This is a genomic window from Pseudopontixanthobacter vadosimaris (assembly GCF_012979275.1).
GTDB classification, from domain to species: Bacteria; Pseudomonadota; Alphaproteobacteria; order Sphingomonadales; family Sphingomonadaceae; genus Pseudopontixanthobacter; species Pseudopontixanthobacter vadosimaris.
The window spans coordinates 43,404-57,776 of the sequence record NZ_JABASZ010000014.1; the positions used below are offsets into that span (position 1 = coordinate 43,404).

At 62.9% G+C, this 14,373-nt stretch carries 15 protein-coding genes; 9 read left to right on the forward strand and 6 right to left on the reverse strand.

The window, feature by feature from the left end; translation table 11 throughout:
- Window positions 1-10: 10 nt before the first annotated feature.
- The 6 genes from HG250_RS02515 to tpiA form a co-directional block, all read right to left on the reverse strand.
- Entirely contained in the window at window positions 11-502 is a 492-nt protein-coding gene (locus tag HG250_RS02515) for a DUF1178 family protein (protein ID WP_170002522.1), read from the reverse strand.
- 6 nt (window positions 503-508) lie between these two features.
- A complete protein-coding gene (locus tag HG250_RS02520) occupies window positions 509-1,324 on the reverse strand; it encodes a carbon-nitrogen hydrolase family protein (protein ID WP_170002524.1) in 816 nt (271 codons plus the stop codon).
- Between the two features lie 8 nt (window positions 1,325-1,332).
- Window positions 1,333-1,596 (reverse strand): glutaredoxin 3, encoded by a 264-nt coding sequence (gene grxC, locus HG250_RS02525; RefSeq protein ID WP_170002526.1) that lies wholly within the window; start codon window positions 1,594-1,596, stop codon window positions 1,333-1,335.
- 441 nt (window positions 1,597-2,037) lie between these two features.
- Window positions 2,038-3,669: a CTP synthase gene (locus HG250_RS02530; protein WP_170002527.1), complete on the reverse strand. Its 1,632-nt coding sequence runs from the start codon at window positions 3,667-3,669 to the stop codon at window positions 2,038-2,040.
- 145 nt (window positions 3,670-3,814) lie between these two features.
- A complete protein-coding gene (gene secG / locus HG250_RS02535; RefSeq protein WP_420821304.1) occupies window positions 3,815-4,195 on the reverse strand; it encodes a preprotein translocase subunit SecG in 381 nt (126 codons plus the stop codon).
- Between the two features lie 102 nt (window positions 4,196-4,297).
- Entirely contained in the window at window positions 4,298-5,062 is a 765-nt protein-coding gene (gene tpiA, locus HG250_RS02540; RefSeq protein ID WP_170002530.1) for a triose-phosphate isomerase, read from the reverse strand.
- Window positions 5,063-5,289: 227 nt separating this feature from the next.
- On the opposite strand from tpiA, the gene HG250_RS02545 reads away from it, so the two are divergent.
- The 9 genes from HG250_RS02545 to lexA all read left to right on the forward strand — a co-directional run bounded on the left by HG250_RS02545 (window position 5,290) and on the right by lexA (window position 14,366).
- Entirely contained in the window at window positions 5,290-7,227 is a 1,938-nt protein-coding gene (locus HG250_RS02545) for a peptidyl-prolyl cis-trans isomerase (protein ID WP_170002531.1), read from the forward strand.
- A gap of 3 nt (window positions 7,228-7,230) precedes the next feature.
- Window positions 7,231-8,739, forward strand: coding sequence for an anthranilate synthase component I (trpE, locus tag HG250_RS02550; RefSeq protein WP_170002532.1), 1,509 nt, complete (start codon window positions 7,231-7,233; stop codon window positions 8,737-8,739).
- Window positions 8,736-9,587: a phosphodiester glycosidase family protein gene (locus HG250_RS02555; protein ID WP_170002533.1), complete on the forward strand. Its 852-nt coding sequence runs from the start codon at window positions 8,736-8,738 to the stop codon at window positions 9,585-9,587. The genes trpE and HG250_RS02555 overlap by 4 nt, the downstream gene beginning before the upstream one ends.
- The gene (locus tag HG250_RS02560) at window positions 9,584-10,168 is read left to right on the forward strand and encodes a glutamine amidotransferase-related protein (RefSeq protein WP_170002534.1); all 585 of its coding nucleotides are present in this window, start codon (window positions 9,584-9,586) and stop codon (window positions 10,166-10,168) included. Before HG250_RS02555 ends, HG250_RS02560 begins: the two co-directional genes overlap by 4 nt.
- Entirely contained in the window at window positions 10,165-11,157 is a 993-nt protein-coding gene (gene trpD / locus HG250_RS02565; protein ID WP_170002535.1) for an anthranilate phosphoribosyltransferase, read from the forward strand. The genes HG250_RS02560 and trpD overlap by 4 nt, the downstream gene beginning before the upstream one ends.
- Entirely contained in the window at window positions 11,154-11,942 is a 789-nt protein-coding gene (gene trpC / locus HG250_RS02570; protein WP_170002536.1) for an indole-3-glycerol phosphate synthase TrpC, read from the forward strand. The genes trpD and trpC overlap by 4 nt, the downstream gene beginning before the upstream one ends.
- The gene (gene moaC / locus HG250_RS02575) at window positions 11,939-12,409 is read left to right on the forward strand and encodes a cyclic pyranopterin monophosphate synthase MoaC (RefSeq protein ID WP_170002537.1); all 471 of its coding nucleotides are present in this window, start codon (window positions 11,939-11,941) and stop codon (window positions 12,407-12,409) included. The genes trpC and moaC overlap by 4 nt, the downstream gene beginning before the upstream one ends.
- The gene (locus HG250_RS02580; protein ID WP_338103840.1) at window positions 12,406-13,593 is read left to right on the forward strand and encodes a molybdopterin molybdotransferase MoeA; all 1,188 of its coding nucleotides are present in this window, start codon (window positions 12,406-12,408) and stop codon (window positions 13,591-13,593) included. The genes moaC and HG250_RS02580 overlap by 4 nt, the downstream gene beginning before the upstream one ends.
- Before the next feature lie 86 nt (window positions 13,594-13,679).
- On the forward strand, window positions 13,680-14,366 hold the full coding sequence (lexA, locus tag HG250_RS02585; protein WP_170002538.1) for a transcriptional repressor LexA: 687 nt from the start codon (window positions 13,680-13,682) through the stop codon (window positions 14,364-14,366).
- Window positions 14,367-14,373: the final 7 nt, after the last annotated feature.

The window sequence follows — 14,373 nt, forward strand, 5'->3', positions numbered from 1 at the left end:
CTTCTGGCAATCAGTTGAGTTCGTCAGGCGGGGTAATCGGGAACGGCAGTGGCGCGACGGCGATCCCTTCATCCAGCAGCGCTCGTGCATCTTCTGCTGTCGCACGGCCGTGAATCGGTGTGCTGTAAGATGATTCGGATGATTCGCCATAATGTATCGCACGAGATTTTTCGGCGAACGCGTCGCCCACCCAGGTGCTGCCCTCCAGCGCCCTTGCCTGCGCCTGGGCCGCCGCCTGCATGGCCTTGGCGAGATCAGGAGCTTCCCTGCCACCGGCCATCGGAAGGCCTCTTCGCGTGTCGCGACGCTGCTTGGCAGGAGGCAGGTTCCTGTTACCTTTCGCGCCGACGAAAGGAGCCATCGGTGCCTTGGCGATGCCGGTATCTCCGCAATTCGGGCAGGCAACCAGCCCCTGCTCGCGTTGCTGCGAAAAGCTGGCCGACGATGCAAACCAGCCTTCGAATGCGTGGCCTGCCGGGCAGATGAGGTCGAATACGATCATGGCCGCTCAATTCGCCAGATCGCGCCTGTTTGCAAGGCTCGGCAGCTTGCGGCGGATCTCTTCCACCAGCGTCAGGTCGATCTCTGCGTAACCGATCCCCGCATCGGTGCCGCCCATGTCCAGAAGCACGCGCCCCCAAGGGTCGATCACCAGCGAATGGCCATAGGTGTGCCGCCCGTCCTCATGTTCACCCACCTGCGCCGCCGAAATTACAAACGCGCTGTTTTCAATGGCGCGGGCGCGTTGCAGGACATGCCAGTGATCGCGGCCCGTGGGCACGGTAAAAGCGGCCGGTATCGCGATCGCGTCACAGCCTGCGCGGCCAAGGGCATCGTAAAGTGCCGGGAAGCGGATGTCATAGCAGATGCTCAGGCCCAGCAATCCGATCGGAGTCCGGAGGGTGACGACCCTGTCGCCCGGTGCATAGGCCGCCGATTCACGCCAATCATCCCCCTGGCCAAGGGCGACGTCGAACATGTGTATCTTGTCATAGGTGCAGACGATCTCGCCTTCAGGGTCGATGACGAATGTGCGGTTGGCGCGCCTGCCTTCTGCGCTGGCGACCGCAAGCGACCCCAGCGCCACCCATATGCCCGCCTGGCGCGCCGCCCGGCGCGTCGCGTGCAGCACGGGATCCTCCTGCGGAAGGAAAATTGACCGTGCCGCACGCTGCCTGTCCTGATCGAGCAGCCCCGACATCTCGGGAGTGAACAGCATCTTCGCGCCGCCTGCAGCCGCCGATACGATGCCGGATACGATCATATCGGCGTTGGACTGCGGCTCGATGCCGCTGGTCATCTGCAGAAGCGCGATGCGGGGCATTCGCTTCGTCAGCCCTGCAGCAGCGTGTCGAGCTTGCCGTTCCGTTCAAGCGCCATGAGATCGTCGGAGCCACCGACATGATTATCGCCGATGAAGATCTGCGGCACGGTACGGGCATTCGGCGCGCGGCTCGTCATCTCGTCCCGCTTCGGCCCGCCCATCGTAATGTCGAATTCATCATATTCCACGCCCTTGTCGTCCAGCAGGCGCTTGGCCCGCGCGCAATAGCCGCAGCCCATCTTCGTGTAGATGTCGATCTTCTTCGCCGTCATTGGTACCTCTCATGCGCCGCACCGGCGCGATTGCATTACCTCATCAATAGCCGAGCGGGTGAATCGTTTCGGCGTCATGGAAAAGCTGAACTGACGCAAGCGCGACGAAACCATGGGAAATCCGGAAAAATGCAGCGAAAATCAACGACGCTTAAACAATTCGGGGGCAGACCAGGTCCACCCCCGCGACGCGAGGCGCCGCTTGTCCGAATATGATCGTCCGGGTCGCAGGAGACGATCACATCCGAAACTGTCGCATCCGCCGACATTGACCGGTCGATCGATCTTTTCTGATCGTCACCGTTCAACATCGTTCCATCAGATGCGATATCGCGAATCTATCAAAAGATAAAGATAGCTGATGCAATATTTCAAAGCAGGCCCCTTATGCGGGTGCGGTGTTGCTCAGCCATTTGCGGCAGCCCTGATGGAACCGGCCGCTCAGACCAGGCGTGACTGATGGACCGCTGCGGCAACGAAACCTGCAAATAACGGGTGCGGTTCGAATGGTTTGCTCTTGTATTCCGGGTGAAACTGCACGCCGACAAACCAGGGATGATCCGGTCTCTCGACGATTTCCGGAAGAAGACCGTCGGGCGACATCCCCGAAAACACCAAGCCGGCTCTCGCCATGGCATCGCCATATTTCGCATTCACCTCGTAACGATGACGGTGCCGTTCCGAAATGACTGCCGATCCGCCGTAAATCTCCGAAATCCTGCTGCCCTCGACCAGAGTGGCGTCATAGGATCCGAGCCGCATCGTGCCGCCGAGATCGCCTCCTTCTTCACGTTTTTGCAGGCCTTCGGCGCTCATCCATTCGGTAATGATGCCGACGACCGGTTCACCGCCACCGCCGAATTCCGACGATGAAGCGGAACCATGACCCGCGCTGCGCGCAGCCTCCACACAGGCCATCTGCATGCCAAGGCAGATACCGAAGAATGGCACCCCCCGTTCCCTGGCGAAGCGAACCGAAGCGATCTTGCCTTCCGAGCCGCGCTCGCCAAAACCGCCCGGCACCAGAATACCGTGCAGGGGTTCGAGTCGTGCGACCAGTTCATCGTCGCTCTTCTCGAACAATTCGGCGTCCAGCCAGCGGATGCGAACCTTCACCCGGTTCGCCATGCCGCCGTGGATCAGCGCCTCGTTCAGCGATTTATAGGCATCCTGCAAACCGATATATTTGCCCACGACGCCGATGGTCACCTCGCCTTCGGGATTGTCGTGGCGATCCTCGATATCCTCCCAGCGGGACAGATCGGGCGCGGGCGCACTCATGTCAAAGTGGCGCAGGATCTCGGCGTCGAGACCTTCGCGATGATATTGCAGCGGAACGGAATAGATGCTCTTCGCGTCGAGCGCCGGGATCACCGCCTCTTTCCGGACATTGCAGAACAGCGCGATCTTGGCACGTTCGGTTTCCGGCAGCGGCTGTTCGCAGCGGCACAGCAGCATGTCGGGCTGCACGCCAAGGCTGGTCAGTTCGCGCACCGAATGCTGCGTCGGCTTGGTCTTCAATTCGCCGGCAGCGGAAATGAACGGCACCAGCGTAACGTGGATCAACGCGGTCCGGTCGCGCCCGAGATCGTTGCGGATCTGGCGAATGGCCTCGATGAACGGCAGACCTTCGATATCGCCGACCGTCCCGCCGATCTCACAAAGGATGAAATCGTGATCCTCATCATCGTCGATCGCGAAATTCTTGATCTCGTCGGTGACATGCGGAATCACCTGCACGGTCGCACCAAGGTAGTCGCCCCGGCGTTCCTTGGCGATGATGTCCTGATAGATGCGGCCGGACGTGATATTGTCGCTCTGCCGTGCCGAGACGCCGGTGAAACGTTCGTAATGGCCGAGATCGAGATCGGTTTCGGCCCCGTCGTCGGTCACATAGACTTCGCCATGCTGATAGGGGCTCATCGTACCCGGATCGACGTTCAGATACGGGTCGAACTTGCGAATCCGCACCTTGAAACCACGTGCCTGCAGCAGCGCCGCGAGGCTCGCTGCCATAAGACCTTTGCCGAGCGAGGAAACCACGCCGCCGGTGATGAAAATATACCGCGCCATGGGAGTTGGGCCTTAAGCGTCTGATTGGAGTCGGGGCAAGCACAGTCTTGCCGATTTCACCGGCCGGAATGGGCGGCGCAAATGTGGACACGGCAAATGCAGGCAGATCAGCGCCTGCAAACCATCTTGCGATCTGAAACGCCTGTCAGCGGGTTGCACCAGAAAGCGGATCGTCATTCGAATCCGGAACCGGGCTGACCGGCGGATCACCGTCGAGACCGTCACCCGCCAAAGGTGCGAGCGGATCGTTCTGCGCCGGTGTCACGCTTCGGTCGATCGTCGATTCGATGGTGCCGGTGCTGCTGGTTTCCACCGCCACCGCTGCCAGCACGATGGAGAGCACGACGAACAGGATCGCCAGGATCTTCGTCGTCTTGGTCAGGAAATCCGCCGCACCGCGCGCGCTCATCATACCGCTGGGGCTGCCGCCGATCCCCAGGCCACCGCCTTCGGATCGCTGCATCAGGATCACGCCGACAAGCGCTGCTGCTACGATGGCCTGCACCACGGTGAGGAAAAGGAAGATCGACATGGTTCGGGTAATCTCTCGCTTGGCTTCGGGCCGCGTCTAGTCCGCCGGCATGAAGAGGGCAAGGCCGCCCTCCCCGTTGGCGGAATCAAGGGGTACTTACTGTTCCTGCACTTCATTGGCGGCGATGACGATGCCGAGGAAGGTTTCCGCCGTCAGACTGGCACCGCCGACCAATGCGCCGCCAACCTCGTCCACCGCCAGCAGTTCGCGCGCATTCTCGGGCTTTACCGAACCGCCATAAAGGATACGCACTGCCGCGCCATCTTCCGGTCCGAAGCGGTCGATCATCAGCCGGCGAATGGCACCATGCATCTCGGCGATATCCGCCGTCGACGGGGTGTGTCCGGTGCCGATGGCCCATACCGGTTCATAGGCGATATTCAGCCGCTCTCCGGCTTCCTCGACATTTTCGGGCAGGGACGCGGAAAGCTGGGCAAGCACGTGATCGACGGCGTTTCCGGCATTCCGCACGTCTTCGGTTTCGCCGCAGCAGAGAATGATCTTGAGCTGGGTTGCGACCGCTGCTTCCGCCTTCCGCCTGATCAGCGCGTCGCTCTCGCCATGGTCCTTGCGCCTTTCGCTATGGCCTAGGATCACGAATTTGGCACCTGCATCCGCAACCATCGCTGCAGAGATGTCGCCGGTATTCGCGCCCTCTTCTTCAGCATGACAATCCTGCGCACCGACGCCGATCTGCGTCGCTTCGCGGTGTACCGCGTGGATCAGGGTGTAAGGCGGCGCGATCGCGACCTCCACCTTCATCAGGCGCTGCGAGGCCCGGTCAATCGCGCGCGCTTCGGAAAGCATGGCGCGCGTCCCGTTCATCTTCCAATTGCCAACGATATAGGGCCGTGCGGCCATGTGTCTTGTTCCTGCTGTTAAAGATGTATCTTCTGCTGGCCCATATGGGCCGTCTGGCACGCTCCGCTAGCCCACCTTCGGGTTCGGGTCAAAAGACTTGTCCACCTGTTGCGGCAGCGACGCATGCGGGATAAAGCGCCACCTGCCAACAATTGGAGCCAGCCTCGTCAGGGTCGCTCCGCCGCCGTTTACCATCTGCAAAAAACCGATACGGGTCACTCTCTTCTATGCTTACGACATTCCGCAGGTTCTTCCAGTCGAAGATCGGCATCGTGGTGACCATGGCCTTCCTGGCCCTGATCGCCGTCGCCTTTGCCAGCATGGACGTATCGTCGAGCGCCACGTTCGGCGGGGTTTCGGGCGGCAACCGGGTCGCCGTCGTCGGCGATGAAAAGATCGGGACGGCCGATCTGGTGCGCGATGCCAACAATGCGGTGGACAGCCTGCGGCAGGATGATCCCACATTGTCCATGCAGGCATTCGCCGAACAGGGCGGCCTAGACCGGATCCTGTCGCAGATGATCGACCGTGCGGCCATCGCCGGCTATGGCCGCAACTACGGACTGCGGGCGGGCGAAAACCTCGTGAACAGCGAAATTCTGGGCATCGCCGCGTTTCGCGGACCGGATGGCAATTTCAGCGAAGATGCGTTCCGCGGCTTTCTGGCGCAGCGCGGTTTGAGCGAAGCCACGGTCCGGAGGGATCTTGCATCCGACATCTTGGCCCAGCAGGTCCTGATCCCTGCCACATTTGGGGCGCGGCTGCCGAACAAGATGGTAGCCCGCTATGCCGCGCTGCAGCGGGAGAGCCGCGAGGGGACCATCGGCTTTATCCCCAGCACCGCCTTCGCGCCGGATGGTACACCCACCGCGGCGCAATTGCAGTCCTATTACATCGCCAATCGCGGCAATTACATCCGCCCCGAACGGCGCGTGATCCGCTATGCTACGCTGGACGCGGCGAGCCTTGGCGGCCGGGCCGAACCCACCGATGCCGAGATCGCCGCCCGCTATCGTGAGAACCAGGCGCAATATACCGCCAGCGAGACGCGCGGTTTCAGCCAGTTGATCGTGCCGACGCAGCAGGCCGCACAGGCCATCCGCCAGCGGGTGCAGGCCGGCGGGTCGCTGGAGCAGGCAGCACAGGAGGCGGGCCTGAGCGTCGCCGAAATCGAGCCGCGCAGCCGCCAGCAACTGGCATCGTCGACGAGCGCCGCTGTAGCCGAGGCGCTTTTTGCCGCCCCTCGTGGTTCCGTCGCGGTTCCGCAGCGCGGCTCGCTTGGCTGGTATGTCATGCGCGTGGACAGCGTCAACCGCACTCCGGCGCGCAGCCTGGCCCAGGTGCGCGGCGAGATTGCCGAGGAACTGCGCCTTGCGAAGCGCCGGAACGCTCTGGCGGATCTGGCGGTGGATGCCCAGGACAGCCTCGACGATGGCGAGGCGCTGGCCGATGTCGCGCGTGAGCTCGGCCTGCAGATCCGGACCACCCGCGCGCTGACCGCAGCCGGACAGGTATATGGACAGCAGGGTGAAACCGCTCCGGAAATTCTCGGTCCTGTCCTGCCCACCGCTTTCCAGATGGAGGAGGGCGAGCCGCAGGTGGCCGAAGTCGTTCCGGGCGAAGCTTTCGTGTTGTTCGATGTGGCAAGGATCACCGGTTCCGCCGCGGCACCGCTCGGCGAAATTCGCGAGCAGGTCGTCGCGGAGTGGCGGTTGGCGCGGGGCCTTGCTGCGGCGCGCAAGGCTGCGGACCGTATCCTGGCACGCGTGCGCGCCGGCGAGACGCTTGCCGCCGCGATGCGGGCCGAGGATGTCAGCCTGCCCGCACCTGAAACGGTCGATCTTTCGCGGCAGGAACTCGCGGCCCGCCAGCAGCAGGTCCCGGCGCCCCTGGCCCTGATGTTCAGCATGGCGGAAGGCACGACCAAGAAACTGGAAGGCCCCGGCAATGTCGGCTGGTTCGTAGTCGATCTTGCCGACATCGTTCCTGGTGAAATCGACGCCAATGATCCCTTCATTGCCAGCGCGCGTCAGCAGCTTGGCCAGCGCGCTGGTGAGGAATACGCCCGGCAGCTGGTCGCATCGATGCGCGCCGAACTCGGCGTCGGACGCAATGCCGAAGCGATCGAGGCCGTCCGCCGGCAACTGGTCGGCACTACGAATTGATCGATGGAGAGCGAACCGGAGATCGAGGGCGCAACCGCCGCACATGACGCACTTGCCCGCGGCTCGCCCGCGCTGGTCTGGCGCCGGGTCATATGTGACACGCAGACCCCTGTGGGCGCTGCATGCAAGCTGATCGAGGAAGGGCGCGGCGATTTCCTGCTGGAATCGGTTGAAGGCGGGGAAGTTCGCGGTCGCTACAGCCTGCTCGGCCTCGATCCCGATCTGGTGTTTCGCGCAGGTGGCGAGCAGGCGGAGATAAACCGCGCCTGGCGCAGCGATCGTGACGCATTCCAGGCGGCCGAAAGCGATTCGCTGACCAGCCTGCGTGCGCTTGCCGCCGCATGCCGCATCGACGTGCCGAAGGGACTGCCGCCCGCCCTCGCCTGCCTCGTCGGCTATTTCGGTTATGAGACCATCGGGTTGGTCGAGAAGCTGGAGCGCGCACCGGCCGGGCCGCTGGACCTGCCCGACATGCTGTTCGTCAGGCCCACGCTCATCCTGATATTCGACGGCCTTTCCGATGAATTGTTCTGCATCGCGCCGCTCTGGCCCGGTGCTGCGCCGACCGATGCGCGTTTGCACGATGCCGCCGCGCGCATCGATGCAGCGCTGGAGAAACTCGCCCAGGCCATGCCGCCCGGTACCGTGCGGGCGGATGTGCCTGATATGGCGGCGCAGCGCACGATGGCCGAAGCGGATTACGCCGCCATGGTCGCAAGGGCGAAGGACTATATCGAGGCGGGCGACATTTTTCAGGTGGTTCTGGCGCAGCGTTTCACCTGCCCCTTCCCTCTGCCGCCGATCGATCTGTATCGGGCACTGCGCCGGATCAATCCCTCGCCATTCCTGTATTTCCTCGACCTGCCCGGCTTCGCGGTCGTGGGGTCGAGCCCGGAAATCCTCGTCAGGGTCCGCGATGGGGAGGTGACGATCAGGCCGATTGCCGGCACCCGTCCGCGCGGGGCGGACGATGCGCTCGATCAGGCGGCGGAACGGGATTTGCTCGCCGATGCCAAGGAACGGGCGGAACATCTGATGCTGCTGGATCTGGGGCGCAACGATGTGGGCCGGGTCACGGAACGGGGCAGCGTGCGTGTGACCAGCAGTTTCGGCGTAGAACGTTACAGCCACGTCATGCACATCGTCAGCAATGTCGTCGGACGGCTTGCCGAAGACCACGATGCCATAGATGCCCTGTTTGCCGGATTCCCTGCCGGCACCGTCAGCGGTGCGCCAAAGGTGCGCGCGTGCCAGATCATCGCGGAACTCGAACCCGAAGCGCGCGGTGCCTATGCCGGCGGTGTCGGCTATTTCGCGCCGGACGGGTCGGTGGACAGCTGCATCGTTCTGCGTACCGCCGTGGTGAAGGACGGGACCATGCATGTGCAGGCCGGCGCCGGTATCGTGGCCGACAGCGACGCCGCTTACGAACAGCGCGAATGCGAGGCAAAGGCCGGGGCATTATTCGCCGCCGCGCGCGAAGCGGCCCGCCTGGCCGGAAGCAGGCGATGAGATCGCCCTGCCTCATCCTCGCCTGCCTGTTCGCACTGACCGCTTGCGACGCTGCTCCCGAAGGGCAACCCGTGTTGCGGACCGAGATCGGCAGCGGCATAGCCGAGCAACCCGAACCCGCTGTGGCGGCGGCGGAGAATACGGGCGAGAGTTCGGCCTGCAGGGATGCGGTGTTCGAGGATATCGCGCTCATCCACTGCGTCGCCGATCCTGCCGAACATAGCGTCGAGATGGTGCTCGGCGCGAAGGGCGATGGCGGGATCAGGCCCTACCGCAGTTTCGCCGCGCTGGAAAAAGCACTCGGGGATACAGAGAGCGTAGCATTCGCCGTCAATGGCGGGATGTTCGATGAGGAAGGCCAGCCCATCGGCTATTACGTCGAGGATTCCGACCGGCTCGTCGAGCTTAACCGCGCGCAGGGGGGTGGGAATTTCCACCTCCTGCCAAACGGCGTCTTCTACGGCAGCAATGGCAAATGGAACGTCCGTACCGCAGATGATTTCTATAGCAACGTGGCCGATCGGCCGGAATTCGGCACCCAGTCCGGCCCCATGCTGGTGATCGGGGGCGAATTGCATCCCGAGATCACGCAGGACGGCCCCTCGCGCTATGTCCGCAATGCCGTGGGCGTGGATTCGGAAGGGCGCGCACATTTCGTCATGTCGCGCGCCCCGCTCAGTTTCGGCAAGCTCGCCCGCTATTATCGGGACGAGCTGAAAGTCCAGAACGCGCTGTATCTCGACGGCAGCGTTTCCGCGCTGTGGGATCCTGCTGCCGGGCGAATGGACGGGCTCGCACCGCTCGGCCCCTTGATCGTGGTGAGAAAACGGGCAAGAGCCGCGCCGTGATACTCGTCATCGACAATTACGACAGCTTTACCTTCAACCTGGTCCATTATCTGATGGAACTCGGCGCGGATGTGCGCGTGGAGCGTAATGACGCGATCACCGCATCCGAAGCCATCGCCAGCAGTGCAAGGGGCATCCTCATCTCCCCCGGTCCCTGCACTCCCGATGATGCAGGCATCAGCCTCGATCTGGTGGCAGCCTGCGCCGATGCCGAACGTCCGCTGCTGGGCGTCTGCCTGGGCCATCAGGCGATCGGCCAACATTTCGGCGGCAAGGTCGAGCGCGGCGGGCTGATGCATGGCAAGACATCCGCGGTCGAACATGACGGGAGCGGAATATTCGCCGGGATCCCCGCGCCGTTCACCGCCACCCGTTATCACAGCCTCGTCGTGCGCGATCTGCCGGAGAGCCTCAGGGTCAACGCCACGGCCGACGATGCGCTCGTCATGGGGCTGCGCCACGTGTCCCTGCCGATCCACGGCGTGCAGTTCCACCCGGAAAGCATAGCGACCGAACACGGGCATGCCCTCCTCGCCAACTTTCTGCAAATGTGCGGTATCGAGCCGGAAGAATTGCCATGAAGCGATTGCCGTCCGCCGCCTTGCCGCTCGGCGAAGCAGAAGCCGAGGGGGTCTTCGGCGCCATCCTGGACGGGCAAGTTGCGGACGAGTCAATCGCCAGCTTCCTCACCGACCTTTCCGATCGCGGAGAGACAGCGGACGAAATTGCGGGTGCTGCGCGTGCCCTGCGGGCAAGGCTCCTGCCGATCGAGGCACCGGCCGATGCGATCGACGTGTGCGGAACCGGCGGCGACGGTCATCATACGCTGAACGTGTCCACGGCGGTCAGCCTGGTCGTGGCAGCGTGCGGCGTGCCGGTGGCGAAACACGGCAATCGCGCTGCTTCATCCAAGGCAGGCGCGGCCGACACGCTGGAGCAGGTCGGCCTCGACATGGATGCTGCCGGGCGCACGGCGGAGCGGACGCTGAACGAGATCGGCATCTGCTTCCTTTTCGCGGCCAATCACCACCCTGCCATGCGGCGAATACAGCCTATCAGGCAGCGCCTGGGCCGGCGGACCATTTTCAATCTCATGGGCCCGCTATCCAATCCGGCGCGAGTCCGTAACCAGCTAATCGGCATCGCACGCCCTGCCTATGTGCCGATCTTCGCGGGCGCGATGGCGAGGCTCGGCACGGGTTATTCCAAGATCGTTTCCGGTGACGAGGGGCTGGACGAGCTGTCGCTCGCCGGAGGCAGCGAAACTGCCGAAATTCGCGGTAACAGCTTCGTGATGCAGCGCGTGCATCCGGGCGAGGCGGGTTTGCAGACTGCGCCGATGGAGGCGATCCGGGGCGAAGATGCCGCCTATAACGCACGTGCGCTCAAGGCCTTGCTCGACGGGGCCGGCGGCGCCTATCGCGACGCTGTGCTGCTGAATGCCTCGGCTGCCCTGATGGTCGCGGGCCGAAGCGATACCTATGCCGAAGGCGCGGCCATCGCTGCCGAGGCGCTGGACAGCGGTGCGGCGCTGACGAAACTCACCCAATGGATTGCCTTGGCCCGATGAACAGACTGGAAGAAATCTGCGCCACCAAGCGGAACGAGGTTCGCGAAGCCAGGCTGAAGGTCTCGGAAAGCGAATCGCGACGGCAGATCGCCATGCAGACCGCCCCTCGCGGTTTTGCGAAGGCGTTGCAGGTTGCCAGCCGGGCCGGCCTTGGCCTGATCGCAGAGATCAAGAAAGCTTCTCCTTCCAAGGGTTTGATCCGGAAGGATTTTGCACCCGCCGATCACGCTCGCGCCTATCAGGCCGGAGGAGCGGCGTGCCTCTCGGTTCTGACGGATCGGGATTATTTCCAGGGACATCGCGACTATCTGGTCGCAGCCCGCAATGCCTGCACCCTTCCGGTCCTGCGAAAGGATTTCATGGTCGATCCCTGGCAGGTTGCGGAAGCACGAGCGATGGGAGCAGATGCCATATTGCTGATTGTCGCTGCGCTGGACAATAGCCAGTTGGGCGACATGGAACAGGCTGCATCGGATCTCGGCATGGATGTCCTTATCGAGATTCACGATGAAGCTGAACTGGAACGTGCGCTCCGGTTGCAGAGCCGTCTGATTGGCATAAATAATCGTGATCTCAAAAGCTTCCAGACGGACCTTGCGACTACCTTGAGGATCGCTCCTCTCGTGCCTGGCGATCGGCTGATTATCGCTGAAAGCGGCATTGCCGGCAGCGGCGATGTCGCGAGGCTCGCCGACGCCGGGATCCGCAATTTCCTTGTCGGCGAAACACTGATGCGCCGCGACGACGTCGAGGACGCCACCCGTAATCTGCTGGATTGGAAGTGACCGGCCTCACCCATCTGAACGAGGCCGGCGAAGCACGGATGGTCGATGTGGCGGGTAAATCCGACACGCTTCGCACCGCGCGCGCAGGCGGTGAGATACACATGAGCGCCGAAGCATCCCTGGCCATCAGGCAGGGCAACGCACCCAAAGGTGACGTTCTGGGCACGGCGCGCATTGCCGGCATCATGGCGGCGAAGAAAACATCCGAGCTCATTCCGCTTTGTCATCCCTTGGCATTGTCCTCCGTTGAAGTGGAATTTTACCAGCAGACATCATCCATATCGGTAGTCGCAACGGTGACCCTGACCGGCAAGACCGGCGTGGAAATGGAGGCGATTACAGCGGCTTCCGTGGCGTTGTTGACAATTTATGACATGGGTAAAGCGCTTGACAAGGGCATGGTGATCCAGAACGTACGGCTGCTGGAGAAATCGGGCGGCAAGTCGGGCGACTGGGAAGCGGCGTGACGCTGCTCCCGCTTCAGGACGCGCAATCGCGGCTGCTGGATCTGGTCACACCCCTGCCGTGCCGGGCCATGCCCCTTTCAGAATGCCTCGGCCACTTTCTCGCGGCCGATCTCCGCGCGCGGCGCTCTCAGCCGGCGAGCGATCTTTCGGCGATGGATGGTTTCGCAGTCGAGGGCGGCGGGCCCTGGAGGATCGTCGGCAGCAGCAGGGCAGGCGCACCTTATGCCGGCGCTCTCGCTTCGGGCGAAGCTGTTCGGATTTCCACCGGCGCGGCGGTCCCTGATGGTGCCGACCGGATCCTGATCAAGGAAAGCGCGGCGCAGGAGGGCACCGCCCTGTCTATCCTGCGTGACGCACCTGCCGCGGGACGCCATATACGGCGCGCCGGTTTCGATTTTGCAGCCGGCGATACGGTACTTCGTTCCGGCGCAGCGGTCACGCCGGCCGCGATCGCTCTGGCGGCCATGGCGGGGCATTCGCAATTACCCGTTCGCCGCCGCCCCATCGTCGCCATCCTTGAGTCCGGCGATGAACTGTCCTCCGATCCCGAAAGCTGCAGCGCATATCAGATACCTTCGAGCAACGGGCTGATGCTGGCCGCGCTGCTGTCGCACCTCCCATGCGAAATTCGCCGGATCGGACCCGTTCGCGATGACCATGAAAGCCTCGCCGCAGCGTTGGACGAGGTGCAGGATTGCGATCTTCTGGTGACGAGCGGGGGAGCATCCGTAGGCGATCACGATCTGGTCGGACCGGCGCTTGAGGCCTGGGGCGCCGCCACGAAATTCTGGCGGGTGGCGATCAAGCCGGGCAAGCCGCTCATGGCCGCGCGCAAGGAAGGCTGCGTGATCATCGGCTTGCCGGGCAACCCGGTATCCAGCTTCGTGACCGCTTATCTCTTCGTCTTGCCCGCCATGCGCGCATTGCTCGGTTCGGCATCACCCCTGCCCCGGCCGTTGTTGTTGCAGACGACGGTCGATCTGCCGGCAACCGGCAGCCGTCGCGAGTTCATCAGGGCGCGATTGACTGACCTTGGTGCCATGCCGCTGGCAGAACAGGACAGCAGTGCATTGCTGAACCTGACACGCGCCGACGGGCTGATCGAGCGACCGGAAAATTGTGCAGGAGTGAAGTCAGGCGCGCATGTGCCGTTCTATCCGGTCCAGAATGGCGCCATTGCTTGACTTGACTGGATTAGTTGCTAGATTGTTCCTTATTCGTTCACGCTATCGTCTGTCATTTGTCTAATGGCGGATAAGGAGCAAGCACCATGCTGACTGCTAAACAGCACGAGTTGATCCAGTTCATCCAGGCCCGGCTCGAGGATACGGGCATTTCTCCATCATTCGAGGAAATGAAGGATGCGCTCGATCTCAAGAGCAAGTCAGGTGTTCACCGCCTCATATCCGCTTTGGAGGAACGCGGCTTCATCCGCCGCCTGCCCAATCGTGCGCGCGCGCTTGAGATTATCCGCCAGCCTGACGATGTTGCCACTCCTGGTCGGCCTCGCCTCGCTGCGAACGATGCCTCGTCCCGCAGTTCGAAGCCCATCGTGATTCCGCAGGCGGCGAATGATGTCGTGAACATTCCGCTGCACGGGCGTATCGCTGCCGGCGCTCCGATCGAGGCTTTAGAAGGGCAGACCTCGCTTCCCGTTCCTGCGGCTCTTCTCGGTCCCGGTGAGCATTACGCGCTTGAAGTGTCCGGCGATTCGATGATCGAAGCCGGTATTTTCGATGGCGATTTCGCGCTTGTGCGCCGGACCGATACGGCGCGCGATGGCGAGATTGTCGTCGCGCTCGTCAATGATGAGGAAGCGACGCTCAAATATCTGCGCCGCGATGGGGGCATGATCTGCCTTGATCCGGCCAATGCCGCTTACGAGCCGCAGACCTACAGTTCGGCTCAGGTCCAGGTCCAGGGTAAACTTGCGGGGCTGCTACGGCGTTATCACTGATGCGCGG